This is a genomic window from Paracoccus sp. KR1-242, assembly GCF_049446195.1.
In the GTDB taxonomy this organism is placed as follows: domain Bacteria; phylum Pseudomonadota; class Alphaproteobacteria; order Rhodobacterales; family Rhodobacteraceae; genus Paracoccus; species Paracoccus broussonetiae.
Genome location: NZ_JBMSED010000004.1, coordinates 207,048 through 232,939, shown reverse-complemented (window position 1 = coordinate 232,939; position 25,892 = coordinate 207,048). Strand labels below are relative to the sequence as shown.

Below are 25,892 nucleotides of genomic sequence, written 5' to 3'. Positions count from 1 at the left end.
GAGATTTGACATGCAAATCCGCTATCTGCACACGATGGTCCGCGTCCTTGACCTTGACCGGACGATGGAGTTCTTCCGCCTGCTCGGGCTTGAGGAGACGCGTCGTATCGAGAATGACAAGGGCCGCTTCACGCTGGTTTTCATGGCCGCGCCCGGCCAGCCGGAATGCCCGGTCGAACTGACCTGGAACTGGGACGGGGACGACGGGCTTCCCTCGGACAGCCGCCATTTCGGCCATCTCGCCTATCGCGTCGGCAATATCTACGAGCTGTGCCAGAAGCTGATGGATGCGGGCGTGACGATCAACCGGCCCCCGCGTGACGGGCACATGGCCTTTGTGCGCAGCCCCGACAACGTCTCGATCGAGCTGCTGCAAGAGGGTGAGCACCTGCCGCCGCAGGAACCCTGGGCCAGCATGGGCAATACCGGCCACTGGTAAGGCGCGGGCAGGGGACGGTCCGCTTCAGTAGATGTAGCGGATCTGCTCCAGCCAGTAACGCTCGATCCGGCGCCATTGCAGGTTTACAAGCTCGATCGCCGGATCGTCCAGCACACCGGATTCGCCAAGCCCCTCGGCATGGCGCGAGAAAAGCTCGGCCACGCGGTCCCGGACCTGCTGCCCGTCGGCGGTCAGGCGCACCTTGACCGAGCGGCGGTCCATCTCGCAGCGTTCGTGGCTGAGATAGCCAAGCTCGACCAGCTTCTTCAGGTTGTAGCTGACATTCGAGCCCTGATACATGCCGCGCGAACGCAACTCGCCCGCCGTCACCTCGGACGTGTCGAGGTTATAGATCAGCAGCGCCTGCACCGGCGTCAGGTCGGAACGGCCAAGCCGCTCGAACTCATCCTTGACCAGATCCAGCAGCAGCCTGTGCAGGCGCTCAAGGATCTGAAGGCTTTCCAGATAGGTCTCGATCCGCGCAGGAAGCGCGGGCCGCAGCGTGGCGACGGGACGGAGAGGACTGGTCTGAGGCATTCGGCTCATTCCGTTCTGGGTCTGTTTCAGGGACCATGAACAGGATTTCCGAATCTCAGGTTAATTCGCGCGAATTATCGCGGTCTTGTCTAAAATTTTCAGGATTTCGGGCGCAGGCGCTCGGTCGCGAAGACGGCGATGCGGTCCAGGATCGGAACCAGCGGTGCGGGGCCGGGATTGCGTCCCGCCATCCGGGCGGTGACCCAGGGGTAAAGATCCTGGTCATTCTCGTTCAGCAACGCCTCGTAATCGTCCAGCTCGGCCGGGGTCAGGTTCCCCATCTCGCTGTCCGCGAAGGGACCAAGGATCAGGTCCATCTCTTTCATGCCGCGCCGCCAGCTGCGCATCCGCAGCCGCTTCAGCCTTGCTTCGTCCTGGTCCAACTTCGCCCCCGGCTTGTCTGTCCGCGTCTGCGCGCCTAAGACTTCAGGCGCCCCAGCCGCAGGATGCATTCGATGAGCCTTTTGTCCCAGACGCTCGCCCGCGTCAAACCCTCGCCCACCATCGCCATTACCGGCCGTGCCCGTGAACTGGCCGCCGAAGGGCGCGATATCATCAGCCTGTCGGCGGGTGAGCCCGATTTCGACACGCCCGAACATATCCGCGAAGCGGGCAAGGCCGCGATCGACGCGGGCCATACCCGCTATACCGCCGTCGATGGCATTCCCGAGCTGAAGCGCGCCATCTGCGACAAGTTCCGGCGCGAGAACGGGCTGGACTATTCCCCCGCCCAGATCACCGTCGGCACCGGCGGCAAGCAGATTCTGTACAACGCGCTGATGGCGACGCTGAACCCCGGCGACGAGGTGGTGATCCCCGCGCCCTATTGGGTCAGCTATCCCGACATGGTGCTGCTGGCTGGCGGCACGCCCGTCGTGGTCGAGGCCGAGATGCAGAACGGATACCGCATCAGCCCCGAGCAGCTTGAGGCCGCGATCACGCCGAAAACGAAATGGCTGATCCTGAACTCGCCCTCGAACCCGACCGGGGCGGGCTATGACGAGGACGCTATGCGCGGCCTGACCGACGTGCTGATGCGTCATCCCCATGTCTGGGTGCTGACCGACGACATCTATGAGCATCTGGTCTTTGACGATTTCCGCTTCGTCACCCCCGCTCAGGTCGAACCGGGCCTGAAAGACCGCACGCTGACCATGAACGGGGTCAGCAAGTCCTATGCCATGACCGGCTGGCGCATCGGCTATGGCGCAGGTCCGGTCGAGCTGATCAAGGCGATGGGCAAGTTGCAGTCGCAATCGACCTCGAACCCGACTTCGATCAGCCAGTTCGCGGCGCTTGCCGCGCTGGAAGGACCGCAGGATTACGTGGAAACCAGCCGCGCCGTGTTCCAGCGCCGCCGTGATCTGGTGGTCGAGGGGCTGAACAAATGTCCCGGAATCGTCTGCCCGATGCCGCAGGGTGCGTTCTACGTCTACCCCTCGATCCGCGACCTGATCGGCAAGACTTCGGCCGGGGGCACGGTGATCACGGATGACGAGGCTTTCGCCACCGCGCTGCTGGATGAGACGGGGGTTGCGGTGGTGTTCGGCGCGGCCTTCGGCCTTAGCCCGCATTTCCGCATTTCCTATGCAACCTCGGACGAGGTGCTGACGGATGCGTGCGACCGCATCCGCCGGTTCTGCGAAGGGCTCGTCTGAGCCCCTACCACAGGTATTTGCGCAAGGCCTCACCCTCGACCGGCTGGCTGCGGTCGGGGGTATCCACGCTGACGCCGACATCGCGCAGCAGGTGCGGCGGCAGATCGGCCAGCGCCTTGCGGGTCACTGGGTCATCCAGCGCCGCGTAACGGTCGGTGACGACATTCCGCAGGCACGGATCACCTGCTTTCCTGAAGCCCAGAAGCGTCAGCAGCCGGTCGGCAAGCCCGCGGGGCTGCCGGGTGAAATCACTCGCGAACATTGCTTACTCCTCCACAAGCATGTGGTTGATGGATAAGCACTATGCTACTGTCCGGCGGCTCCTGACCAACAAAGCCTCTGCAAGCATCCATAAGGCCGGCTTATGTCGATTCCGCCCCTTGCCGCACTGCGCGCCTTCGAGGCTGTCGCCCGCCACCTGAGCTTTACCCGAGCGGCCGAAGAACTGGGCATGACCCAGGCCGCCGTCAGCTATCAGATCCGCCTGCTGGAAGAGCGGTTGGGCGTGCCCCTGTTCCTGCGCAAGACGCGTGAAATCTCGTTGACCGAGACCGGGACGCTGTTCGCCCGCCCGACGATCGACGCCTTCGACATGCTGCGCGAAACCTTTGCCGATCCGGCGGCGGACGCGGTCTCGACACTCTCGATCTCGACCGTGCCGACTTTTGCCGGGGCGTGGCTGTCGCAGCGGCTGGGCAAGTTCCAGATGAGCAATCCGAACCTGGCCGTGCGGCTGGAGACCAGCGACAACATCGTCGATTTCGGGCGCGAGGATATCAGCGTCGCCATCCGGTCGGGGCAGGGCGATTGGCCGGGGCTGACCTCGCATTTCCTGATGAATGTCGAATACACCCCGATGCTGACTCCCGAGATGGCGAAAAAGCACGATCTGCGCGAACCGGCGGACCTGCTGCGCATGCCCCTGCTGGATGCGAGCGACGAAAACTGGGGCGTCTGGATGGCCGAGGCGGGGCTTGAATATCCCGAATGTCCGCCGCGCGCCGGGCTGACGCTGTCCACCGACCTGCACGAGGCACGGGCGGCGCTGGCGGGCTATGGTGTCGCACTGCTGACGCCGCGCTTCTTCCGGTTCGAGCTGGCGACGGGAAGCCTGATCCAGCCTTTCCCGCAGGTCTCGCAGAACGGGCGGGGCTATTGGCTGGTCTATCCGCAGGGTCGGCGCAACCGGCCGGCGATCCGCAAGTTCCGCGCCTTCTTGCTGGACGAAATATCTTGCGACCCCGGCTGAGGCCGGGGTCGCGTCACCCCTGGGGGCAGGGGATTGCTCAGGCCACGAAGGGAACGGGCCGGGTCAGTGTTTCGGGGCGCAGGATCGCGTCCAGCCGCTCTTTCGGCAGCAGGCCCTTTTCCAGCACCAGTTCATAGACGCCGCGCCCGGTCAGGTGGGCTTCGGTCGCGACCTCGGTTGCTGCAGCGTAGCCGATATAGGGATTCAGCGCGGTCACGATCCCGATAGAGCGCCGCACGGTTTCCTTGAGCACGTCGCGATTCGCGGTGATGCCGCGTACGCAGTTGTCCTCCAGCGTCGCCAGCCCCGCGACCAGGTGATCGACCGAGCGGAACATGGAATAGGCGATGACGGGTTCAAAGGCGTTCAGCTGAAGCTGTCCACCCTCGGCCGCCATGGTGATTGTCATGTCGTTGCCGATCACCTCGAAGCAGATCTGGTTCATCACCTCGGGGATCACGGGGTTCACCTTGCCCGGCATGATCGACGAACCGGCCTGCTTGGCGGGCAGGTTGATCTCGTTGAAGCCGGCGCGCGGCCCCGAGGACAACAGCCGCAGGTCGTTGCAGATCTTCGAGATCTTGACCGCGACGCGCTTCAGCACGCCCGAGACCTGCACGAATGCCCCGGTATCCGATGTTGCCTCGACAAGGTCTGCGGCGGTGACGACGGGGATCACGGTGATCTCGGCCAGACGGGCGCGCACGCGTTCGGCATATTCGGGATGGGCGGTGATGCCGGTGCCGATGGCCGTGGCGCCAAGATTGATTTCGCAGATCAGCTGCGCGGCCTCGGCCAAGCGCTGCTCATCCTCGCCGATGGTGATGGCGAAGGCGTTGAATTCCTGTCCCAGCGTCATCGGAACGGCTTCCTGCAACTGGGTGCGGCCCATCTTCAGGATATCGCCGAACTCGGCCCCCTTGGCCTCGAAAGCGCCGCGAAGCGAGGCCAGTTGCTTGATGAGCTTTTGCAGCCCCTTCCAAGAAGCCAGCCGCAGCGCCGTCGGATAGACGTCGTTGGTCGACTGGCTCATGTTCACATGTTCGTTCGGGTGCAGGAATTTGTATTCGCCCTTGGCGTGACCCATGATTTCCAGCGCGCGGTTCGCAATGACCTCGTTCGCATTCATGTTGGTCGAGGTGCCCGCGCCGCCCTGGATCTGGTCGACGATGAACTGGTCATGCAGCTTGCCCGAGCGGATCTCCTGGCAGGCGGCGACGATGGCGTCGCGGCGTTCGGGCGACAGCAGGCCCAGATCGGCATTGGCCATGGCCGCCGCCTGCTTGATCGCGGCCAGCGCGCTGACCAGTTCGGGGATTTCCCCGACCTTGCGCCCCGAGATCGGGAAATTCTCGACAGCGCGCAGGCTGTGGACACCCCAATAGGCATCGGCGGGAACTTCACGGTCGCCAAGCAGATCGTGGTCGATACGGGTCTTCGTCATTGTTCACCTCGGCTGCGCATCCACCGTCCCCGCGCGACAATGGCGGGGCCGTTCCGGAAAGGCAGGTTTTCGGAATGGTATCTTATCAGGTTTCCAAGGTTTTTTCGCCCTTGGTCACTTGCGATCTAGGCCCGTGCGAAGGTGATATCCAATGCCAAGTCGCGCTGGGTTATTCCGAATCCGCATAGTTTTCGCCAAGCTCTCCGGCCACCTGCCAGACCCGCCCGGTGATCCCCCGCCCGCGCGAGGGGTTGCGGTAAAGTCGGATCTCCATCGGCAGTTCCGGGGCGACGACTTCCAACCGCCCGGCCTCGATCTCGGCCCCGACCAGCAGGCGCGGCAGCCATACGATGCCGTGACCGGCGATGGCCATGCCCTTCATCGCCTCGGCCATGGACGCTTCGTCGATATGGGCGACATAGACGCGGGGCGCGCCCTGCTGTTCCTGCGCGATCCGGGTCATCGCGTTCAGGAACGAGCCGCGCGAATATTGCAGAAGCGGCATCCCCTCGGTCAGCCATTCCGCGGGCCAACCGGGGCGGGCGACCGCGGCAAGGCTGTCATGCCCGATCACCAGATGGGGATAGCGCGCCGGGTCCAGTGGAATGTTCACCTGGGGATGGGCATAGGTCAGGAAGAAGTCATAGCCCCCCTCGGACAGGGCCTCGATGCAGCGGTCGAAATTCTCGGGCTTGACGCGGCTGGTCATCTGCCCCGCCGCCGCCTTCAGCCGCATCAGCCAGCCGGGCAGGAAGGTCACGCTGAGGCTGTGCAGCGACAGGAACGAGATTTCGCCGCCGCGCGCGCGCGAATGGTCGCGGAACTCGACCCGGCGCGCATTCAGCATCCGCACCGCTTCCTCGGCCGTTTCGCGAAACAGCACGCCTTCGGGCGTCAGCGTCACCGGATAGCCATCGCGCGAAACAAGGTCGGCGCCCATCCATTCCTCAAGCGAGCGGATGCGGCGGCTGAAGGCGCTTTGGGTCACGCCGCGCAATTCTGCCGAACGCGAGAAGCTGCGCGTCTCGGCCAGGGTCAGGAAATCCTCGAGCCATTTGAAGTCCATCGGCCCTCCTTTGTCCCGGTTTAACCGAGCGTTGAGGCCGCCGCCACCGAAAGCCGGTTGCAGCAAGGGGCGCATGGCGATAATGGTGATGTAATAACATTGCAAAAATGAGGAAGCCATGACCACCCGCGACCATCGCCTGCCCGTCACCGTCCTGTCCGGCTTTCTTGGCGCGGGCAAGACGACCTTGCTGAATCATGTGCTGAACAATCGTGAAGGTCGTCGTGTCGCGGTGATCGTCAACGACATGTCCGAGGTGAACATAGATGCGGATCTGCTGCGCGCGGGCAGCGACCTGTCCCGGACGCAGGAAAAGCTGGTCGAGATGACCAACGGTTGCATCTGCTGCACCTTGCGCGACGATCTTCTGGTCGAAGTCCGCCGGCTGGCCGAAGAAGGCCGCTTCGACCACCTTCTGATTGAATCGACCGGCATCGCCGAACCCCTGCCTGTGGCCGCGACCTTCGAGTTTCGCGATGAGGACGGGGACAGCCTGGCCGATGTGGCGCGGCTGGATTGCATGGTGACGGTCGTCGATGCGGTGAACCTGCCCGCAGATTTTGCCAGCCGCGACGGGTTGATCCAGCGTGGCGAGTCGCTGGGCGCTGACGATCCCCGCAGCGTCGTCGACCTGCTGACCGACCAGATCGAATTCGCGAATGTGATCGTCCTGAACAAGGTGGGCGATGCCGGGGCAGGGCGCTTGCAGCAGGCGCGGCGGATCATCCGTGCGCTGAACCCCGATGCGCGACTGGTCGAGACCGATCACGGCCGGGTGCAGGCGGACCAGATCTTCGACACCGGGCTGTTCGATTTCGACCGCGCGCATGAACATCCGCTTTGGGCGAAAGAGCTTTACGGCTTTGACGAGCACCTGCCCGAGACCGAGGAATACGGCATCTCGTCCTTTGTCTATCGCGCGCGGCGTCCCTTTGATCCGCGCCGCATCCACGCGGTGCTTGGGGGTGGGCTGGCAGGGGTGATCCGGGCCAAGGGGCATTTCTGGATTGCCACCCGCCCCGATTGGGTGGCCGAGTTCAGCCTTGCGGGCGCGATGTCCAGCGTGGCGCCGCTGGGTCGCTGGTGGGCGTCCGTTCCGCGCCAGCGCTGGCCCGACCACCCCGAGGCGCGGGCCGAGATCCGCCGGCACTGGGTCGAGCCCTTTGGCGACCGTCGGCAGGAACTGGTCTTCATCGGCTCGGGCATGGATGCCGAGGCGATCGGCCGCGCGCTGGACGACGCGCTGCTGATGGTGCCCGGCTTCTCGCCCGAAGATTGGGCGGATCTGTCCGATCCCTTCCCGCGCTGGGATCAGGGCGCGGCCGTAGCGCTGGCCAGTCCCGCATGAGCCGGGGCAATCTGTCCACTTCGCTGCGCGCCCGGACCGTCTTGCACCCGATGCAGCGCTATGATGCCCTGCCTGCCGACCTGCGCCATTGGCTGGCGGGGGCGGTGCTGTCCTGGAGCACGCGTTCGGCCCTGCGGCACTGGCGCCGTGCGATGGCGCAGGCCGGGAACTGTCCCCTTGCCGCGCGATCCCGGCTTGACGCGATCGAGGCGCGGCACCTGGCTCGCGACGCGATACGGGTCTGGGGCGCGTCCCATCCAGCCTGCGGAGGCGCGCAGGCCCCCGGTCAATAGCCCCGCAGGATGGTCAACGCCGCCGAATAGGGCGTGGCCGACGCGCCGCTGTTGATGCTTGATCGCAGCAGATAGGTCTTGAGCAGGTTTTCCAGCTTTTCCGGCTCGGCGAATTGAGCGACCGAGGAACTGCCGGTCATCTTCTCCAGCCGGGTTTTCATCTCGTCCACCTGCCGGTCCACGGGCAGCCGCCCGAAGGTGGACCCCAGACCGAAGGCCCCCTCGAAGATCTTGCGCAGGGGCTGCGAGCCGAGGATCTGATACCACTTCGTATTGTCGCTGGAACCGGACTCGGCCAGCGCCGGCAATTCCCGCCGCGCGTTCAGCGCCAGTTCGATTTCCTGATACCTGTCGCCGATGTTCCGCTCGAAGGTTTTCGAGACGTAAAGATCCAGGATCGCGCCGACATCGGCGGCGCCTTCGGTCGCACCCCCGGCCTGTCCCATGCCCAGGGCCCTGTTCAGGTTCAGATAGCGCTTGTCCGACAGGCGGTTGACGATGCTGTTGCTGTCGTTCGGGTCGGCCTCAATCACCTTCTTGATGAACAGCCGGTTCTTCATGTCGGCTTCAAGGCCAAAGGCGCGCAGGGCGACGTTCAGCAGGCGGTAATCCGAGACCATCTGGTCGGCGGTCTTCACCTGCGGCAGCTTCTCGGCGAAATAGGTGCGCGAGCGCAGGATTTCGGGGTCGCGGGCCAGCGTGGCGCGCTGGGTCTCGGCCGTGCGCTCAAGCAGCTTCCAGCCGGTATAGCCGCCCTGGCCGACCTGGACCTGATAGGTCATGGCTGGACCTGCGCCAGCAACCGCGCTTCGCGCGGAAGCAGGGTGCGAAGCTGCTTCATGGCAAGATAATAGTTCCCGTCGATCAGCGCCTTGGTCGCGGTGTCAAGGATGCCGCGGCTGTCGCTGTCAGGCAGGGCGCGCGACAATTGTTCGACACCGTGCAAGGCCTGCATCCGGCCCTGCGTTTCGTCCGCATCGCCGCTGATGACGAGCTGGCAGATATAGCAGACGCGCGACACGGGCGTCTGGGCCTCGTCCGGATGGATTGCGTCGCGCAGGCGCAGGATATTGGCATTGGGCGACCTGACCGACAGTCGGGCGCGCTTATCGCCGTTCTCGATCACCGCGCCGTTGATCAGCACCCTTTCGCGGGGGGCAAGTTTCAGGATCAGCCCGCTCATGCCGCGCCCTCGCCGCGCAGGCCCTTCATCACGGCCAGATTGATGTCGATCAGGGCGTCGGTCGTGGCCTTTCCGCTCAGTACCGACTGGCCGTGCCTGAGCGAAAAGATGGCAAGCGAGATCAGCCCGGCCTTGACCTGATCCTCGATCCCGTTCGCGGGGTCTGCCAGATCGGTGGCCAGCAGCGTCCACAATTCGTTGTTGCGTGAGACGGCGACGACCGTCGCGTCCGAGCGACATTCGCGCGGCGCCAGATGCAACATTCGCGTCACGCGCGAAAAGGCGTCGTATTCCATGTCCTTGGCACCCCTTAATGCGGGGCTGCCATAGGCGCGTTCGGCAAAAGGCATGATCGCGTTCAAAATCGTGCTTCCCCTTGGGGTTGAACCGAAGGCGGCGGGGGCTGCTTGCGAAGCCCCCGCCGGTTTCTATCAGCCGCGGAACAGCGACAGGATCGAGGACGGCGCCTGGTTGGCGATCGACAGCGCCTGGATGCCAAGCTGCTGCTGGGTCTGCAGCGCCTGCAGGCGGGCAGAGCTTTCCTCCATGTCGGCATCGACAAGCGAGCTGACCGCCATCTTCAGCGAGTCGGTCAGCTTCGACACGAAATTCACCTGGTCGGTGATCCGCTGCCCGGACGAGCCGAGTTCGGCCGCGCCGGCGATCGCCACGCCCAGCAGCGATTCGATGTCGTCAAGTGCGGTCGCGGCCGAAGCCTGGTCCGAGATTGTCGTCACCGTGCCGCCCACGATGCTTGCCTCGAAGTCGACGCTTTCCACGTCGATCTTCGATGCGCTGACCGTCGCGCCGCTGCGGTCCATCGAGCCGATGACCGAATAGGTCGTCGCCCCGTTGACCCCGTTGGTGCTGAGCAGGTTGACGCCGTTGGCCTGCGTTCCCGCCACGATCGAGGCGATCTGGTCCCGCTTCGCGGACATCTGCGTCTCGATCGTGTCGAAATCGGCGTCGCTGCGGTTGGCGCCAATTGCCAGCTGCTTCATTTCCTGAAGCAGGCTTTGCACCTGTTCGGCGCCCACCCGCGCCGTCGCCACGGTCTGTCCGGCGACGTTCAGGTTGGTCTGGATGGTCTTGAAGGATTCCTGATCGGTCTCCATCGTCTTCGAAATGGCCCAGACCGCCGCATTGTCCTGCGCCGAGCCGACCGATTTTCCGGTCGAGATCTCGGTCTGGGTCTTTGCGAGGTTCGAGTTGATGCCCTTCAGCGTTTGCAGGGCGACAAGGGCAGAGCTGTTGGTCAGAATGCTGGACATTTATTTCACTCCTTGAAAGGGGCAGTTTTATCCCCCATTGACACAAGGCCTTTCTGACCTGCGGCTTTCACCGATGCGTTCTGCACATTGGCGACCATATGCGCCGGTGGTGAATAAATCCTGAATCCGGAAATCCGATCAACGCGATTGATCGCGGCAATTGATTCAAAATCTTCCGACTTCGGAAGGCGCAGTCGCGCCGACCTGACGCGACCCCGCACGGTCGTAGGTTTCCAGCCGCCGCGACGCGCCAAGGATCTGCCGGATCCGTTCCCGCGCCAGCGCCAACCCATCCCGCATGGCTGCGGAAAGCGAGCGGATCTGCCCCAACTCGTCGGATATCTGACGTTTTTCCAATGGGCTACGGGCATGGCGCAGGTCGGTTTCCCGGAATTTCGCCAGGATTTCCTCGGCCAGGTCAAAGCGCCCCGCCTGCAGGGCCAGTCGCGCGTCACGCAATTTCGCGATGTCGATCATGCCCCTTCTCCTGTCTTGCGAAGCAGCCCCAGATCGATTCGCGCGGCGATCGCGGTGGCGTGGACATCGGTCATCATGCTTGAGAACTGATCCTCGCCGATGCCGCCGCCAAATTCTCCGGAAAGGGGCTGCGGCCCGGCATATTTCAGCATTTCGGCAAGGAATGCCTTTTCAATGCCATCTTCGACGGCTGTGGTTTTCATGGTCTTAATATTCGGGGATGCAGAAACAGAAGTGATATTCATGGATGCCTCATTCTCAATGCGATAGCTGTTTTATTTTCCTGCGGTAAATATTTGGTAATCAGGAACGGCTAGACCGGCGGCAAATCAGATTGGTTTGAAAATGATTATTGGCGCGATCGAAAATCTGCTGGCAACGGCACTTTCCGGACTGAAGGCCCAGCCACCCGCTGAGGTGGACGACACGGCCGAGGTCCACAGCTTTGAAATGGAACTTGATCTTGGCGCGGAACCCGTCCCCGCCAGCCCGCTGCCTGAGGAAGTGGCGTCGGAACCCGATGAGGACGCCGAGGCGATCCGGATTGATGGTTCAGAGCCTGACACGCAGGTCGCGGTTGCGATGCCGGTCCCAAGCCCGGTCGTCGCGATGTCAGGTCTGGTTCCGATTGCGACAGCCAGCCCGACGCCCGATCCTGAGGCTCTGCCGGCCGATCGCGCGCCTTCGTTGCAGGGCGAAGTTACGTCGGACGGCGGCGTTCCGATCTCAGGTCTGCCACTCCATCGCGGAACCCCGGATCTGGCTTCGCCGCCCGTGCAGAGTGGGGACGGCAGTCTGTCCGGGCCAGATGCCGCGGAGCTTCAAGTTGTCGCTGTCCCGTTACCGCCCACGCCGATGGTCGGAGCCGGGTCCTTTACGCGGCCATTGCAAGGCTTGCCGCCGATGTCGGGCGCGCAGGCCACACCCGTGCCGCAAGCGGCCTCTGCGCCGACGGCGGCGATCCAGTCCGCCCCGTCGCGGCAGGATCTGTCCCGTTCCCCGGAGTTTGCGACGCGTCCTGAAGTCGCGGCGGCCCACATGACGCCCGGCGCACTTCCCCTTCGACCCGCTCCCGCCACGTCTGAACGGCGCGGGGGTGACGTCGCGCTGGCCCCCGCCGCGTCCCGACCGGCCACTGCCGAAGCCGCTCCATCTGCCCCCGAGGTTGCCGCCGCTGCGACGCAGCCGCGTGCCTATCCCAGACCAGTCCCGGCATCCCCGGCCGTGGCTGCCAGTGCCCCGGCGCAGGTCACCGACCCCTCTGCCGCCATGCCCGCGACCGACCCCGGCCTTGCGGCGGGGATTACGGTGCATCTGCCCCGCGATCGTCGCGCCGAGGGGGCGGTTCAGTCCGCCGGCCTGACGCTTGCGCATCCGTTGGCCGAACCGCGCCGGATCATTCGCCAGGTTGCGGAACGCGCCGCGGATGCCAAGCAGAATCAGATCGAGATCACGCTTTCCCCCGAGGAACTGGGCAAGGTCCGGTTGGTCATCACGCCGGGCGACAATCCGGTCGTCACCGTCCATGCCGAGAATCGCGATGTGCTGGACCTGATGCGCCGGAACGGAGAGCTGCTGGCGCGCGAACTGCGCGATACCGGATTGGGCGGCGCCTCGATCTCGTTCGGGGATGGCGGGGCGGACAATCCGCAATGGCAGCGCCCCGAACGGTCGCCCTTCGCGCAGGCCCGCCTTTCCGTCGAGGAGGGCGAAGCCGTTGCCGAAAAGTCCGTGACGCCACGCGCCGTCGCGGGCCGGCAAATCGACATTCGTATCTGAAAGGGACACTCATGGTTACAGGCATCGGCACCACCTATGGCAGCTCGACCACGGCGAATTCGACTGCCAGCACTGCCTCGGCCACCTCGGTCGGGGGCGACTACCAGACCTTCCTGCGCATGTTGACGACGCAGGTGCAAAGCCAGGACCCGCTGAACCCGATGGACAGCAGCGATTTCGCCGTCCAGCTGGCCACCTTTTCGGGGGTCGAGCAGCAGGTCAGGACCAACTCGCTGCTTGAGCAGATGGTCTCGGGGTCGAACGGCCAGCTTGGCCAGCTTGCCGACTGGATCGGGCGCGAAGTCAGGACAACCGGCCCCGTCTGGTTCCAGGGCGAGCCGCTGACCTTGCAGATCGACCCCACGGCCGGTGCGGATGCAGCACAGCTGGTGACGCTGGACGCCTCGGGGAATGAGGTCGGGCGCGAGGCGATCGGGACCGGCGCGGGCGAGGTCGACTGGCTGGCGCAGGATCAATCGGGTGCTGTCCTGCCCGATGGGCTGTATCAGTTCCGGCTGGATTCGCTGTCGGGCGGCGAGGTGATCGGCTCGACCCAGGTGCCCGCGTACAGTCGCGTGACCGGAGCCGAGCTTTCGGACGCGGGTCCCCTGCTGATCCTGACAGGCAACAGCGCGGTTTCCCCGTCCGAGGTCACCGCGCTTAGGGAATAGAACGCAACCGGGGGTCAGCCCCGGCCATGCGGTTCGTCCCAATTGATGATCGGGTTGATCGGAATGATTCGGTTCGGATTTATCGTGTCGTGGCTATAGTGATAGTGGCGCACGATATGGTTGAAATCGACCGTCGGGGCGACGCCGGGCCACTGATACAGTTCGCGCGTCCAACCCCACAGGTTCGGGTATTCGCGCAGCCATTTCCGGTTGCACTTGAAATGGGTGTGATAAACCGAGTCGAAGCGCAGCATGGTGGTGAGAAGCCGCCAATCCGCCTCGGTCGCGCGCGTTCCGCACAGGTAACGGTTCTGGCCCAGATGCGCCTCAAGCCAGTCGAGCGTGTCGAACAGCGGGTGGACCGCCTCGTCATAGGCCTGTTGCGACGTGGCGAAGCCGGCCTTGTAGACGCCGTTGTTCACCCGGTCGTAAACGCGGTCGTTCATTTCGTCGATCTGCGCCAGCAGCGCGGCTGGGCAGTAATCGTCGCGGTTGCCGGTCAGTCCGTCGAAGGCGCTGTTGAACATGCGGATGATCTCGGCGCTTTCGTTCGAGACGATGGTGCCTCGCTGCTTGTCCCACAGGACCGGCACCGTGACCCGTCCCGAAGCAAGGGGGTCGGCCCGCAGATAGATCTGGCGCAGGAAATCCAGTCCGAACAGCCCGTCACCCGTGGCACCGGGAAAATCGGTCGAGAAAGTCCAGCCCTCGGACAGCATGTCGGGATGGACGACCGAGACCGAAATATAATCCTGCAGCCCCTTCAGCGCGCGAAAGATCAGCGTCCGGTGCGCCCAGGGACAGGCGTAGGAGACGTAAAGGTGATACCGCCCGCTTTCGGCAGGAAAGCCGCCTTCGCCCGAGGGGCCGGGGTCACCGTCTGGGGTGATCCAGTTCCGCCACGACGTCGTCGTCCGCTGGAAACGTCCACCCGTGGTTTTGGTGTCATACCATTCGTCATGCCAGATGCCGTCGACCAGTCGTCCCATCCTTGCCCCCTTGGCTTGCGTCCGGGGCAGAATGTGGCGACTATCGCGTTGGGTGCAATCGGAAGATGCACCGGGCGCGCGGCCCTTGTCCCGGACGATGGGCGCGCCGGAACGGGCAGGACCATGCCGACGAAAAGGGAATACATCGGATGAGGGACGAAGGCGCCGCGCCCCAGGGCCGCGTGCTGGCAGAGGTGCGGCTGCGCGCCTCCGACCTGCCGCTGGGCATTGGCGAGCCGGTGGCGCTTGCCTTTATCGCCGGTGTGGACGGGCCGTCCTATCGTCCGGTCGGGGCGGCAATGGCTATCGGTCCGGACGCAGAGATGTGGGGTTCGCTGTCCTCGGGGTGCATTGACGCGGATGTCGCACGTCACGCGCGCGAGGTTGCGGCCAGTGGCCAACCCCGCGACCTGCGCTATGGCGCGGGGTCGCCGTTTCGGGACCTGGAGCTGCCCTGCGGCGGCGGTCTGGATATCCGGGTGATGGCGGTCCCCGATGCCGCAAGCCTTGCTCCGATCCGCTCGGCGCTTGCGGGGCGCAGGCCGATCAACCTGTGGCTGGGCAGGACCCTGTCCACGACCCCGGCAGACGATGCCGTGCTGCGGCTTCGGGTCGATCCCGACCCGCGTTTCGCGGTCTTCGGCAAGGGCCCCGAGGCGCTGGCCTTTGCGCGTATGGCGGCGGGCGCGGGCTATGAGACGCATCTTGCTTCGCCCGATGCCGAGACACTGGCGATTGCGGGCCCGCCGATCCGTGGCGTGCATCTTGTCGGGCCGTCGCCACTGGAGCGGGTGCCGGTCGATGCCTTCACCGCAGGGGTTCTGTTCTTTCACGATCACGACCATGAGCCCGCAATCCTGGCGCATCTGCTGCAGGGGCCGGCCTTCTATGTCGGGGCGCAGGGCAGTCGCCGTGCTGCGGCTGAGCGCTTCCGTCTACTGCGCGCCGCGGGTCTGGCCGAAGACCGGCTGGCGCGGCTGCGCGGACCGATCGGGCTGATCCCCTCGACCCGCGATGCCCGAACGCTGGCGGCCTCGGTCCTGGCCGAGGTGCTGGCCGTGGCCATGCAGGACGTGTCTGCTGGCTGATACAGGCATCCGCCCGGCGCGCTAGGCCCAGGGCGATTGCAGCAGGTCCAGCGGGATCTTCAGGTAACGGCGGCCATTCGCCTCGGGCTCGGGCAGGCGGCCGGCATTGGTGTTCACCTGCAGGGCGTGCAGGATCAGCTTGGGCATTGGCAGGCTGCGGTCCCTGGCCTCGCGCGCGACGACAAATTCGCCCTCGGTCAGGTATTTCGACATGTGGATGTTCGTGGCCCTCTGTTCGGCCACGGTCGATTCCCAGGCCGGTTCGCGCCCCCCTTGGCAATAGTCATGGCCGGTAAAGATCCGCGTGGTGTCGGGCAGGGCCAGAATGGCCTGGATCGAATGCCACAGGACATGCGCGCTGCCACCGGGGAAATCGGCGCGCGCCGTGCCGCTGTCGGGCATGAACAGCGTATCATGGACGAATGCCGCGTCGCCGATCACATAGGTGACCGAGGCGAGCGTGTGCCCCGGCGACAGCATCACGCGACAGGGAATGTTGCCCAGCCGGAACTCTTCGCCATCGGCGAACAGGTGATCCCACTGGCTGCCATCGGCACGGAAATCGGGCCAGTTGTAGAAATCTTTCCACAGTTTCTGGACCTCGACCACCTTCTCGCCGATCCCGACAGGCGCACCCGTCCGGCTTTTGAGGTAATCGGCGGCCGAGAAGTGGTCGGCATGGGGATGGGTGTCCAGGATCCACTGGACGTGATAGCCGCGCGTCCGCACGAATTCCAGGATCCGGTCGGCCTCGACCGTGGCGGTAGCGCCCGATTTCTCGTCGAAATCCAGCACGGGGTCGATGATCGCGCATTGCCCCGTCTCGGGGCAGGCCACGACATATTGGATCGATCCGCTGCGCGCTTCGTAGAAACCTGTTACGTCTGGGGCCTTGGACATGGAATTCGGGTCTCCGAATTTACAAAATACCGGAACGTCTTCCACTTCATATGCAAAGCGCGGCGGTCAGGCAACTCGGCGCACGCGAAAGGGAAAAAGGGGCCCGAAGGCCCCTTTTCCTACCCGAACTCGACGAGGAGGTCTTTTGCGTCGATTTGTTGTCCTGGTGTGGCGTGGAGTGTCTTGATTGTGCCTTCGCGGTCGGCGTGGATTGCGGTTTCCATCTTCATGGCCTCGATGGTCAGCAGCAGGTCTCCGGGATGGACCTTTTGGCCTGCGGTGACCGCGACCGAGGCGATGACGCCGGGCATGGGGGCGCCGACATGGCTTTCGTTGGCGGGGTCGGCCTTGGGCCGGGCCGAGGCCTGGGACTTCACCAGCCGGTTCGGCACCCGGATCACGCGGGGCTGGCCGTTCAGCTCGAAGAAGGCCTTCACGTCGCCCTTTTCGTCGGTCTCTCCCAGGGTCAGCAGGCGGATCTCCAGCGTCTTGCCGGGGTCGATCTCGGCCTCGATCTCGTCGCCGGGTTCCATGCCGTAGAAGAAGGTGCGGGTCGGCAGGGTGCGGACCGGGCCATAGGCTTCGTGCCGGGCCATGTAGTCGGTGAAGACCTTGGGATACATCAGGTAGCCGTTCAGGTCCTCGTCATCGACCGGCTTGCCGTCCAGCTCGGCCGAAAGCTGCGCGCGCACGGCCTCGATGTCGACCGGGGCCATGCTGGCGCCGGGGCGGGTGGTCAGCGGCGTCTCGCCCTTCAGCACCTTCCTTTGCAGCGCCTCGGGCCAGCCGCCCGGGGGCTGGCCCAGATTGCCGCGCATCATGTCGACAACGCTGTCGGGGAAGGACACCTCGGTCGCCGGGTCCTCGACCTGGGCGCGGGTCAGGTTCTGGGCCACCATCATCAGCGCCATGTCGCCCACCACCTTGGAGCTGGGCGTGACCTTGACGATGTCGCCGAACATGCGGTTCACCTCGGCATAGGTCCGGGCGACCTCGTGCCAGCGGTCCTCAAGCCCAAGGCTGCGTGCCTGCGCCTTGAGGTTGGTGAACTGGCCGCCCGGCATCTCGTGCAGCCAGACCTCCGAGGCCGGGGCCTGCAACCCGCTTTCAAAGGCCGCGTATTGCGCGCGGACCGATTCCCAGTAGTTCGAGATCTCGCGGATCGCGCCGATATCAAGCCCGGTATCGCGATCGGTATGGCGCAGCGCCTCGACGATCGAGCCCAGCGTCGGCTGGCTGGTATTCCCCGACAGCGCGTCCATCGCGCAATCGACCGCATCGACCCCCGCCGCCGCCGCGGCCAGGATGGTCGCGCCGCCGATGCCGCCGGTGTCATGGGTGTGGAAATGGATCGGCAACCCGACCTCTTCCTTCAGCGCCTTGACGAGCAGGCTGGCCGCAGCGGGCTTCAACAGCCCCGCCATGTCCTTCAGCCCCAGAACATGCGCGCCCGCGTCGCGCAGATCGCGGCCCATCGCGACATAGTATTTCAGGTCGTACTTGGCGCGGTCGGGGTCAAGGATGTCGCCGGTATAGCAGATCGTGCCCTCGCAGATCTTGCCCGATGCGACCACCGCATCCATGGCGACGCGCATGTTCGGGGTCCAGTTCAGGCTGTCGAAGACGCGGAACACATCGACGCCGGTTTCCGCCGCCTGGCGCACGAATTCCTGCACCACGTTGTCGGGATAGTTGGTATAGCCGACCCCGTTGCTGGCGCGCAGCAGCATCTGCGTCATCAGGTTCGGCATCGCCGTGCGGATGTCGCGCAGCCGCTGCCAGGGGCATTCCTGCAGGAAGCGGTAAGCCACATCGAAGGTCGCCCCGCCCCAGCACTCGACCGAGAAGAGGCCGGGCAGGTTCGCGGCATAGCTGGGCGCGACCCGGATCATGTCGATGGACCGCATCCGCGTCGCAAGCAGCGACTGATGCCCGTCCCGCATCGAGGTGTCGGTGATCAGCAGTTGCTTCTGGCCCAGCATCCAGTCGGCGACGGCCTGTGCGCCGCTTTCCTCCAGCAATTGCCGGGTTCCGGGCACCGGCTCGGCGCGGGGTTTCGGGGGAACCGGGGTGCGCGCCTCGGCCGGCGGGCGCGGACGGCCCGCGGTCTCGGGGTGGCCGTTGACCGAGATGTCGGCGATATAGGTCAGGATCCGCGTCGCCCGGTCGCGGCGCTTGGCGAAGTGGAACAGGTTCTCGGTCGTGTCGATGAACTTGGTGGTGTAGCTGTCGTCCAGGAAGGTCGGGTGCTTGAGCAGGTTGATGACGAACTCGATATTCGTCGCCACCCCGCGCACGCGGAATTCGCGCAAGGCCCGGTCCATCCGCGCGATGGCCTTTTCCGGGGTCTGGGCATGGGCCGTGACCTTGACCAGCAGGCTGTCGTAATAGCGGGTGATGACGCCCCCCGAATAGGCGGTGCCGCCGTCAAGGCGGATGCCGTTGCCGGTCGCGCTGCGATAGGCGGTGATGCGGCCGTAATCGGGGATGAAGTTGTTCAGCGGGTCCTCGGTCGTGACCCGGCATTGCAGCGCGTGGCCGTTCAGATGCACGTCCGCCTGGCTGGGCACGCCGGTCGCCTGCGCCAGCGTCGCGCCCTCGGCGATCAGGATCTGGGATTGCACGATGTCGATGCCGGTGACCTCCTCGGTCACGGTATGCTCGACCTGGACGCGCGGGTTCACCTCGATGAAGTAGAAGGACTGGCTGTCCATATCCATCAGGAACTCGACCGTGCCGGCGTTCTGATAGCCGACGGCGCGGCCGATCTTCAGCGCCAGTTCGCAGACCTCGGCGCGCTGTTCCTCGGAGAGATAGGGGGCGGGGGCGCGCTCGACCACCTTCTGGTTGCGGCGCTGGACCGTGCAGTCGCGTTCGTAAAGGTGGTAAAGCCCGCCATGGCTGTCGCCCAGCAATTGCACCTCGACATGGCGGGCGCGCAGGATCATCTTTTCCAGATAGCCCTCGCCATTGCCGAAGGCGGCCTCGGCCTCGCGCCGGCCCTCGCGCACCTTCTCGGGCAATTCCTCGGGGTTCTGGATCGGGCGCATGCCGCGCCCGCCGCCGCCCCATGACGCCTTCAGCATCAGGGGATAGCCGATCGCGGCGGCTTCCGCCTTGATCGCCTCCATGTCCTCGCCCAGCACCTCGGTCGCGGGAATGACCGGCACGCCCGCGGCAATCGCCACGCGCCGCGCGCTGGCCTTGTCGCCAAGCGCCCGCATCGTGTCCGCGGTCGGACCGATGAAGGCGATCCCGGCCGCCGCGCAGGCATCGACAAAATCGGGGTTCTCGGACAGAAGCCCATAGCCGGGATGGATCGCATCCGCCCCCGAAAGCTTCGCCACCCGGATGATCTCGGGAATGCTCAGATAGGCCGCCACCGGGCCAAGACCCGCCCCGATCCGATACGCCTCGTCCGCCTTGAAACGGTGAAGGCCAAGCTTGTCCTCCTCCGCATAGACCGCAACCGTCCGCTTCCCAAGCTCGTTCGCAGCCCGCATCACGCGGATCGCAATCTCGCCTCGGTTCGCAACTAGGATCTTGCTGAACATCTCTTCTCCCCCGGTATCCCGGGAAGACATGCTAGCCATGCTGCATTGCAGCGCAAGTGTCCTGTGCGGTTGTCAGCCGAAGGTACCGGTCAGCGCCGTTCGCGGAAGAACGCCAACAGCAGGTCGCGCGCCTCGGCTGCGGCCAGCCCGTCGAAGATCTGGGGGCGGTGGTGGCATTGCGGATGGTCGAAGACCCGCGCCCCATGCCTGACGCCGCCCATGCGGGGATCATCGGCCCCGTAATAAAGAACCTCGATCCGTGCGGCCGAGATTGCGGCGGCGCACATCGGGCAGGGTTCCAGCGTCACCCAAAGCCGCGCGCCGGGCAGCCGTTCCGAACCGATGGCGCGGCAGGCGTCGCGGATCGCCAGGATCTCGGCATGGGCGGTCGGATCGGCCAATTCGCGCGTCCGGTTCCCAGCGCGGGACAGCACGCGGCCCGCGGCATCGGTCAGGACCGCGCCCACCGGCACCTCGCCGCGGGCGGCGGCGGAGCGGGCCTCGTCCAGGGCCGCGGGCATATGCGATGAAAACTCCATGCGGGTTTCTGGCGCGAGACGCGATGGCGCGCAAGAACCGCTTTCCATGTTATGCGTTATGTCGTATTCGCCCGCTTTTGCTACCGCAGAGATGCGCAGGAGATCGCTATGACCGATATACCCGACACCCCCGAATCCGAATCCCAGAAGTCCGAGGGCGACCGCATCGCCAAGGTGATGGCGCGTTCCGGCGTTGCCAGCCGCCGCGAAGCCGAGCGGATGATCATCGAAGGCCGCGTCAGCGTCAACGGCAAGAAGATCGACAGCCCCGCGCTGGACGTGCTGCCGAGCGACCGCATCACCGTCGACGGCAAGAAGCTTGAAGAGCCGCAGGAAACCCGGCTGTGGATGTATTACAAGCCGCTGGGCCTGGTGACGACCGAGTCGGACGAAAAGGGCCGCCAGACGGTGTTCGACGCGCTGCCGCGCGATCTGCCGCGGGTGATGACCGTCGGCCGCCTCGATCTCAACTCCGAAGGGCTGCTGCTGCTGACCAATGACGGTGAGCTGAAGCGTCGGCTGGAACTGCCGACCACCGGCTGGCTGCGCCGCTATCGCGTGCGGGTGAACGGCACGCCGAACGACCTGACCTTTGCGCCCCTGCGCCGCGGCGTCACCATCGATGGCGAGGACTTCGCTCCGATGGAGATCAAGCTTGACAGCCAGCAAGGGGCGAATGCCTGGCTGACGGTCGGCATCCGCGAGGGCAAGAACCGCGAGATTCGCCGTGCCATGAACCATGTCGGGCTGATCGTGAACCGCCTGATCCGCGTGGGATATGGTCCCTTCAAGCTGACCGGCATGGAAGAGAACGAAGTCCGCGAGATCAAGCGCAAGGTGCTGCGCGACCAGCTGGGCGGCCTGCTGACCGGCGAAGAAACCGATGCGAAGCCCCGCAGTTTCCGCGATCGCGGCGCCGCAGGGGAGGAGCGCGAGGGCCGCTCGGGCGCGCCGTTTGCCCGTCGCGAAGACGGCGACCGCAAGCCCTATGCCCGCCGCGAGGGAGATGACCGCAAGCCGTTCGCGCGTCGCGAGGATGGAGATCGCAAACCCTACGCCAAGCGTGAAGACGGCGACCGCAAGCCCTATGCCCGCCGCGATGGGGATGACCGCAAGCCGTTCGCACGCCGCGAGGATGGAGATCGCAAACCTTACGCCAAGCGTGAAGACGGCGACCGCAAGCCCTATGCCCGCCGGGAAGGGGATGACCGGAAGTCGTTCGCGCGTCGCGAGGACGGTGATCGCAAACCCTACGCCAAGCGTGAAGACGGCGACCGCAAGCCCTATGCCCGTCGCGATGGGGAGGACCGCAAGCCGTTCGCCCGCCGCGAGGATGGTGATCGCAAACCCTACGCCAAGCGCGAAGACGGCGACCGCAAGCCCTATGCCCGCCGGGAAGGGGATGACCGCAAACCCTTCGCACGCCGCGAGGATGGTGATCGCAAGCCCTACGCCAAGCGTGAAGACGGCGACCGCAAGCCCTATGCCCGCCGGGAAGGGGATGACCGGAAGCCGTTCGCGCGTCGCGAGGACGGTGAGCGCAAGAGCTTCGGCAAGCCGGGTGAGCGCGGCGGCAAGTCGTTTGGCGGCAAGCCCGGCGGCAAACCCTTTGGCAAGCCGGGTGCCAAGCCCGGTCCGCGGGGCGGATCGGATCGCGGTCCCGCGCGTGGGCCGCGCAAGGGCTGATCGCCTGAATACCAAAAAGGGCGCGGAGAAATCCGCGCCCTTTTCAATCCGGGGAGGCCGGTTACTTCGTCAGGATCAGCTTGCCGGCGCGGGTGATGCGCAGGTTATAGACCTGATCGCCCAGAATGATCAGGGCCTGGTTGCCACCATTGGTCAGGGTTTCGGCTTCGTATTGGGGCAGGCGCTGCAGTGCGGTCACACCGGGGCGCGTGAATTCGGCGGGGCGGGTCGCGGTCATGTCCAGTTCCTCGTTCTGCGGTCGCGGGTGTCTAACGCTTGTGAGGTGAACCTGACAAAAAACATATGGTATGTCAAAGGAAAAGAGTCGGATTTAATCTCGCCGGCGTTCTTTCCTGCTCCATATGTCTGAAAATCCGCGTCTTTCCGGCTTGGTGGGCCGGGCGGGTCGCCCCGCCCGGCCAATATTGTGTCACTTCTGGCCCAGGCAATCGGCAATGGCGCCGCCCATGTCGCGCAGGAACTGGGGATAGGACAGGGGGCCTTCGGACGGCTTGCCTTCCGGGGCGAGCGCCGCGCCCTGGCGGATGTCTGTGCCTTCGGTCGCGGCCGCCAGCAGGCGCGCGTCGTGGTTCGCCTCGGGGAAGGCGCAGGCGGCGTTCTGGCCCGCGATCTCGTCCCGGATCTGTTTCAGCCGCGCTGCCGACGGGGCCGAGGCGTCGCCAAGGCTGACGGCGATGGCGGGCTGAAGTCCGTAATGCTCGGTGAAATAGCCATAGGCGTCGTGGAAGACGACAAAGCGGCTGTCCTTGAACGGGGCAAGGCGTGCCATGTTGTCGGCGTCCGCAGCCTTGATCTCGGCCACGCCCCTGGCGGCATTGTCGCGATAGGTGGCTGCATTGTCCGGGTCGCGTTCGGCCAGCGCGTCGGCGATGGCATCCAGCCAGGCCGCCCCGTTCGCGGGATCAAGCCAGGCATGGGGATCCTTGCCGGAATGATCGTGGCCATCATGATCGCTGTCGCCGCCCTGATGGTCGTGGTCGTGGTCGTGGTCGTGGTCGTGATCATGATCGTGGTCGTGATCCCCGCCTGCCGCGCCGAATTCGCGGGTATGGGTGCCCGGCAGCGCCAGCAGGGCCAGGCTGTCCTGGGGCTTCAGCCCCTGCGCCGCGTGGCTTAGCCAGGGGGACAAGGCCGGGCCGACCCAGACCAGCATGTCCGCGCCGTTCAGCGCCCGCGCCTGGCTGGGCCGCATCTGATAGTCATGGGGATCGCCGCCCGCCTCCATCAGCACCACGGGGGCGCCCAGATCGCCCATGACCTGCCCGATCATCGCCCCGACGATCGGTATGTCGGCGACGACGACCGGCGGCTTGGCATGGGCGGGAAGCGCGCCAAGTCCCAGCAGGGTCAGGGCGGCAAGCGAAAGGCAAGGCTTTTGGATGATGTGCATGATGGGCTCTCTTGCGGAAACGGCGTGTTTATTTATGTTATACCGTAACTCGTCAAGAAAAATGTGATGTTGTAACATGTCTGCTCATGCTCCGGGTCCGGCCGACCCTTTCGACAGCCACGATCATGCCCATTGCGCCGCCACCGTCCTGCGCCGCGCCGAGGAACAGGCCCTGGAAGAGGGCGTGCGCCTGACCCCGGTGCGCCGCCGCGTGCTGGAGATCCTGCTGGAATCGCACAAGGCCATGGGCGCCTATGAGGTGCTGGACCGGCTTGCCGCCGAAGGCTTCGGCAAGCAGCCCCCGGTCGCCTATCGCGCGCTCGATTTTCTGGTCGAGCAGGGATTCGCGCATCGCGTGCGCCGACTGAACGCATATGCCGCCTGCCTGTCGGACAAGCGCGACCATTCCCCCGCCTTCCTGATCTGCCGCGGTTGCGAGCAGGTGGCCGAGGCCGAAAGCCCCGAGCTGCGCGCCGCTATCCTTGCCCTTGGCGAGGCGCATGGCTTCACCGTCGAGCGCGGCACCGTCGAGATGCTGGGCCTGTGCAGCCGCTGCGCCGGGAAGCAGCCGGAATGAGCGCCGCGCTGATCGAGGCCCGTGGCCTGACCGTCAGTCATCCCGGCGGTGACCTTCCCGTGCTGAACCATATCGACATGCATATCGACCCGGCCGAGATCGTCACGGTGGTCGGGCCCAACGGCTCGGGCAAGTCGACGCTGGTCCGTGCGCTTCTGGGCCAGATCGCGCTGGACGCAGGTCGCATCCAGCGGCTGGCCGGGCTGCGCATCGGCTATGTGCCCCAGCGTGTCCATATCGAACGGGCGATGCCGATGACCGTGCGCCGCTTCCTGTCCCTGCCCAAGCGTGTCAGCGATGCCGATGCCGCCGCCGCTCTGGAGCGCACCGGGGTCGAGGGTCTGCAGGCGCGGCAGATCGTTTCGCTGTCCGGCGGCCAGTTCCAGCGCGTCCTGCTGGCCCGCGCGCTGCTGAACGATCCCCAGCTTCTGGTGCTGGACGAGCCGACGCAGGGCCTGGACCAGCCCGGCATCGTCGCCTTCTACAAGCTGATCGAGGAGGTCCGCGCCCAGACCGGGGTTGCGATCCTGATGGTCAGCCATGACCTGCTGGTGGTCATGCGCGCCTCGGATCGGGTGATCTGCCTGAACGGGCATGTCTGCTGCGAGGGGACGCCTCAGGCGGTCAGTGCGGCCCCTGCCTATCGCGCGCTGTTCGGCGCCGAGTCGCAGGGCACGCTGGCGCTTTATCGCCACCATCATGACCATGATCACGACCATGTCGCCCATGATGCGCATTCGGGGCATGACCATGCCCACGATCACCACCATCATCACCACCAGCAAGGCTAGGCCATGTTCGACGATTTTCTGATGCGCGCCCTGCTGGCGGGGCTGGGTCTGGTGCTGGCGACTGGCACGCTGGGCTGTTTCGTCGTCTGGCGGCGCATGGCCTATTTCGGCGATTCGACCGCCCATGCCTCGATCCTGGGCGTCGCGCTGAGCTTTGGCTTCGCGCTGCCCTTTTATACGGGCACGCTGGCTGTCGCGATCGGGATGGCGCTGCTGGTCGCCTGGCTGACCGGACGCGGGCAGGGGATGGATACGGTGCTGGGCGTGATCGCCCATTCGGCGCTGGCCCTTGGCCTGCTGGCGGCAAGCTTCATCCCCCAGTTGCGTCTGAACCTGGAAACCTATCTGTTCGGCGACATCCTTGCGGTGACGCGGACAGATCTTATGTGGATCTGGTCGGGGGCGGTGCTGGTCCTGTCGGTTTTGCTCTGGCGCTGGCAGCGGCTGGTCACGGCCTCGGTCAATGAAGAGCTGGCGATGGCCGCCGGCATCAACCCCGAGCATGAGCGCCTGATCCTGTCCCTGGCCCTTGCGGTGACTGTTGCGATCGCGATTCGGATCGTCGGGGCGCTGCTGATATCGGCCATGCTGATCGTGCCGGCCGCTGCTGCCCGAGGATTCGCCAAAACGCCCGAGGGAATGGCCGGTTCCGCCACTTTCATCGGGATTCTCGCGGTTCTGGGCGGCCTTTGGGCCAGTCTTGTGATGGACACCCCGGCCGGACCCTCGATCGTCGCAATTTCGGCCCTGTTTTATGCTTTGTCCCTAGTATTTTACCGGAAATAATGCTGTCATATTCGGGTTCCGGCGTTGGCGGGAACCGGCCAGCCAGCAAGCGGCTAGCCGCCTAGACCTAAGGGTGTTGGCTAATATGCAACAGTCGGAATTGCCTTGGAAACACGTCCTTCAAGACCGCTTCCCAAGCCATTGGCAATATGCGAC

General features: G+C 65.2%; 29 protein-coding genes. 12 read left to right on the top strand and 17 right to left on the bottom strand.

Translation table 11 applies throughout. The features are described from left to right. The first annotated feature begins 10 nt into the window (after positions 1–10). On the top strand, positions 11–439 hold the full coding sequence (locus ACO2Q4_RS08325) for a VOC family protein (RefSeq protein WP_423318567.1): 429 nt from the start codon (positions 11–13) through the stop codon (positions 437–439). A 24-nt stretch (positions 440–463) separates the two neighbouring features. Here ACO2Q4_RS08325 and ACO2Q4_RS08320 read toward each other — a convergent pair whose 3' ends face one another. Both ACO2Q4_RS08320 and ACO2Q4_RS08315 read right to left on the bottom strand, forming a co-directional pair. Continuing rightward, positions 464–976, bottom strand: coding sequence for a MarR family winged helix-turn-helix transcriptional regulator (locus ACO2Q4_RS08320; protein WP_311758535.1), 513 nt, complete (start codon positions 974–976; stop codon positions 464–466). Between the two features lie 98 nt (positions 977–1,074). Then, positions 1,075–1,323, bottom strand: coding sequence for a succinate dehydrogenase assembly factor 2 (locus ACO2Q4_RS08315; RefSeq protein WP_395132992.1), 249 nt, complete (start codon positions 1,321–1,323; stop codon positions 1,075–1,077). A gap of 108 nt (positions 1,324–1,431) precedes the next feature. Between ACO2Q4_RS08315 and ACO2Q4_RS08310 the strand changes: the two genes are divergently transcribed. Further along, positions 1,432–2,634 carry a pyridoxal phosphate-dependent aminotransferase gene (locus tag ACO2Q4_RS08310; RefSeq protein ID WP_423318565.1) on the top strand — a complete coding sequence of 401 codons (1,203 nt, stop codon included), beginning with the start codon at positions 1,432–1,434 and terminating at the stop codon, positions 2,632–2,634. Positions 2,635–2,638: 4 nt separating this feature from the next. On the opposite strand, the gene ACO2Q4_RS08305 is transcribed toward ACO2Q4_RS08310, so the two are convergent. Next, on the bottom strand, positions 2,639–2,896 hold the full coding sequence (locus ACO2Q4_RS08305; RefSeq protein WP_311758537.1) for a hypothetical protein: 258 nt from the start codon (positions 2,894–2,896) through the stop codon (positions 2,639–2,641). 102 nt (positions 2,897–2,998) lie between these two features. Here ACO2Q4_RS08305 and ACO2Q4_RS08300 point away from each other — a divergent pair, with 102 nt between their 5' ends. Then, on the top strand, positions 2,999–3,883 hold the full coding sequence (locus tag ACO2Q4_RS08300; RefSeq protein ID WP_311758538.1) for a LysR substrate-binding domain-containing protein: 885 nt from the start codon (positions 2,999–3,001) through the stop codon (positions 3,881–3,883). A 37-nt stretch (positions 3,884–3,920) separates the two neighbouring features. On the opposite strand, the gene aspA is transcribed toward ACO2Q4_RS08300, so the two are convergent. Beyond that, entirely contained in the window at positions 3,921–5,327 is a 1,407-nt protein-coding gene (gene aspA, locus ACO2Q4_RS08295; protein WP_311758539.1) for an aspartate ammonia-lyase, read from the bottom strand. Between the two features lie 169 nt (positions 5,328–5,496). Next, on the bottom strand, positions 5,497–6,393 hold the full coding sequence (locus ACO2Q4_RS08290; protein ID WP_311758540.1) for a LysR family transcriptional regulator: 897 nt from the start codon (positions 6,391–6,393) through the stop codon (positions 5,497–5,499). Positions 6,394–6,511: 118 nt separating this feature from the next. Here ACO2Q4_RS08290 and ACO2Q4_RS08285 point away from each other — a divergent pair, with 118 nt between their 5' ends. Together ACO2Q4_RS08285 and ACO2Q4_RS08280 are read left to right on the top strand one after the other, a co-directional pair. Continuing rightward, positions 6,512–7,741, top strand: a complete 1,230-nt coding sequence (locus ACO2Q4_RS08285) for a GTP-binding protein (protein WP_423318561.1) — start codon at positions 6,512–6,514, stop codon at positions 7,739–7,741. Then, a complete protein-coding gene (locus ACO2Q4_RS08280; RefSeq protein ID WP_423318559.1) occupies positions 7,738–8,034 on the top strand; it encodes a DUF6525 family protein in 297 nt (98 codons plus the stop codon). The genes ACO2Q4_RS08285 and ACO2Q4_RS08280 overlap by 4 nt, the downstream gene beginning before the upstream one ends. On the opposite strand, the gene ACO2Q4_RS08275 is transcribed toward ACO2Q4_RS08280, so the two are convergent. The 6 genes from ACO2Q4_RS08275 to ACO2Q4_RS08250 form a co-directional block, all read right to left on the bottom strand. Then, the gene (locus tag ACO2Q4_RS08275; RefSeq protein ID WP_423318557.1) at positions 8,028–8,816 is read right to left on the bottom strand and encodes a DUF1217 domain-containing protein; all 789 of its coding nucleotides are present in this window, start codon (positions 8,814–8,816) and stop codon (positions 8,028–8,030) included. The genes ACO2Q4_RS08280 and ACO2Q4_RS08275 overlap by 7 nt on opposite strands. Further along, positions 8,813–9,217, bottom strand: coding sequence for a flagellar biosynthesis repressor FlbT (gene flbT, locus ACO2Q4_RS08270; protein ID WP_311758544.1), 405 nt, complete (start codon positions 9,215–9,217; stop codon positions 8,813–8,815). The genes ACO2Q4_RS08275 and flbT overlap by 4 nt, the downstream gene beginning before the upstream one ends. Continuing rightward, positions 9,214–9,579 (bottom strand): flagellar biosynthesis regulator FlaF, encoded by a 366-nt coding sequence (locus ACO2Q4_RS08265; RefSeq protein ID WP_423318554.1) that lies wholly within the window; start codon positions 9,577–9,579, stop codon positions 9,214–9,216. Before ACO2Q4_RS08265 ends, flbT begins: the two co-directional genes overlap by 4 nt. Positions 9,580–9,648: 69 nt before the next feature. After that, positions 9,649–10,488, bottom strand: coding sequence for a flagellin (locus ACO2Q4_RS08260; protein WP_311758546.1), 840 nt, complete (start codon positions 10,486–10,488; stop codon positions 9,649–9,651). A 165-nt stretch (positions 10,489–10,653) separates the two neighbouring features. Next, complete coding sequence (locus ACO2Q4_RS08255; RefSeq protein WP_423318552.1) at positions 10,654–10,965, bottom strand: hypothetical protein; 312 nt, start codon at positions 10,963–10,965, stop codon at positions 10,654–10,656. Beyond that, positions 10,962–11,168, bottom strand: coding sequence for a hypothetical protein (locus tag ACO2Q4_RS08250; protein WP_395132750.1), 207 nt, complete (start codon positions 11,166–11,168; stop codon positions 10,962–10,964). The genes ACO2Q4_RS08255 and ACO2Q4_RS08250 overlap by 4 nt, the downstream gene beginning before the upstream one ends. A 142-nt stretch (positions 11,169–11,310) precedes the next feature. On the opposite strand from ACO2Q4_RS08250, the gene ACO2Q4_RS08245 reads away from it, so the two are divergent. Both ACO2Q4_RS08245 and ACO2Q4_RS08240 read left to right on the top strand, forming a co-directional pair. Then, positions 11,311–12,744: a flagellar hook-length control protein FliK gene (locus ACO2Q4_RS08245; protein ID WP_423318550.1), complete on the top strand. Its 1,434-nt coding sequence runs from the start codon at positions 11,311–11,313 to the stop codon at positions 12,742–12,744. An 11-nt stretch (positions 12,745–12,755) separates the two neighbouring features. Then, complete coding sequence (locus ACO2Q4_RS08240; RefSeq protein ID WP_423318549.1) at positions 12,756–13,415, top strand: flagellar hook capping FlgD N-terminal domain-containing protein; 660 nt, start codon at positions 12,756–12,758, stop codon at positions 13,413–13,415. A gap of 14 nt (positions 13,416–13,429) precedes the next feature. Here ACO2Q4_RS08240 and ACO2Q4_RS08235 read toward each other — a convergent pair whose 3' ends face one another. Further along, complete coding sequence (locus ACO2Q4_RS08235; RefSeq protein ID WP_423318547.1) at positions 13,430–14,404, bottom strand: glutathione S-transferase family protein; 975 nt, start codon at positions 14,402–14,404, stop codon at positions 13,430–13,432. Positions 14,405–14,553: 149 nt separating this feature from the next. On the opposite strand from ACO2Q4_RS08235, the gene ACO2Q4_RS08230 reads away from it, so the two are divergent. Next, on the top strand, positions 14,554–15,492 hold the full coding sequence (locus tag ACO2Q4_RS08230) for an XdhC family protein (RefSeq protein WP_423318545.1): 939 nt from the start codon (positions 14,554–14,556) through the stop codon (positions 15,490–15,492). A gap of 21 nt (positions 15,493–15,513) precedes the next feature. On the opposite strand, the gene ACO2Q4_RS08225 is transcribed toward ACO2Q4_RS08230, so the two are convergent. The 3 genes from ACO2Q4_RS08225 to ACO2Q4_RS08215 all read right to left on the bottom strand — a co-directional run bounded on the left by ACO2Q4_RS08225 (position 15,514) and on the right by ACO2Q4_RS08215 (position 20,485). After that, positions 15,514–16,392, bottom strand: coding sequence for an MBL fold metallo-hydrolase (locus ACO2Q4_RS08225; protein WP_423318543.1), 879 nt, complete (start codon positions 16,390–16,392; stop codon positions 15,514–15,516). 119 nt (positions 16,393–16,511) lie between these two features. Beyond that, the gene (locus tag ACO2Q4_RS08220) at positions 16,512–19,946 is read right to left on the bottom strand and encodes a pyruvate carboxylase (RefSeq protein ID WP_423318541.1); all 3,435 of its coding nucleotides are present in this window, start codon (positions 19,944–19,946) and stop codon (positions 16,512–16,514) included. A gap of 89 nt (positions 19,947–20,035) precedes the next feature. Beyond that, positions 20,036–20,485: a nucleoside deaminase gene (locus ACO2Q4_RS08215; protein ID WP_423318539.1), complete on the bottom strand. Its 450-nt coding sequence runs from the start codon at positions 20,483–20,485 to the stop codon at positions 20,036–20,038. Between the two features lie 108 nt (positions 20,486–20,593). On the opposite strand from ACO2Q4_RS08215, the gene ACO2Q4_RS08210 reads away from it, so the two are divergent. Then, positions 20,594–22,171, top strand: coding sequence for a pseudouridine synthase (locus tag ACO2Q4_RS08210; RefSeq protein WP_423318538.1), 1,578 nt, complete (start codon positions 20,594–20,596; stop codon positions 22,169–22,171). Between the two features lie 61 nt (positions 22,172–22,232). Here the strand turns inward: ACO2Q4_RS08210 and hemP are convergent, their stop codons facing one another. Both hemP and ACO2Q4_RS08200 read right to left on the bottom strand, forming a co-directional pair. Then, positions 22,233–22,409 (bottom strand): hemin uptake protein HemP, encoded by a 177-nt coding sequence (gene hemP / locus ACO2Q4_RS08205; protein ID WP_311758557.1) that lies wholly within the window; start codon positions 22,407–22,409, stop codon positions 22,233–22,235. 192 nt (positions 22,410–22,601) lie between these two features. Next, entirely contained in the window at positions 22,602–23,582 is a 981-nt protein-coding gene (locus tag ACO2Q4_RS08200; RefSeq protein WP_423318536.1) for a zinc ABC transporter substrate-binding protein, read from the bottom strand. A 76-nt stretch (positions 23,583–23,658) separates the two neighbouring features. Here ACO2Q4_RS08200 and ACO2Q4_RS08195 point away from each other — a divergent pair, with 76 nt between their 5' ends. Genes ACO2Q4_RS08195 through ACO2Q4_RS08185 form a run of 3 tightly spaced genes read left to right on the top strand, consistent with a single transcriptional unit; the run spans position 23,659 to position 25,736 of the window. Further along, a complete protein-coding gene (locus ACO2Q4_RS08195; protein ID WP_311758559.1) occupies positions 23,659–24,159 on the top strand; it encodes a Fur family transcriptional regulator in 501 nt (166 codons plus the stop codon). Further along, positions 24,156–24,950, top strand: coding sequence for a metal ABC transporter ATP-binding protein (locus ACO2Q4_RS08190; protein WP_395132768.1), 795 nt, complete (start codon positions 24,156–24,158; stop codon positions 24,948–24,950). Before ACO2Q4_RS08195 ends, ACO2Q4_RS08190 begins: the two co-directional genes overlap by 4 nt. 3 nt (positions 24,951–24,953) lie before the next feature. After that, a complete protein-coding gene (locus tag ACO2Q4_RS08185) occupies positions 24,954–25,736 on the top strand; it encodes an iron chelate uptake ABC transporter family permease subunit (RefSeq protein WP_311758561.1) in 783 nt (260 codons plus the stop codon). Positions 25,737–25,892 lie beyond the last annotated feature (156 nt).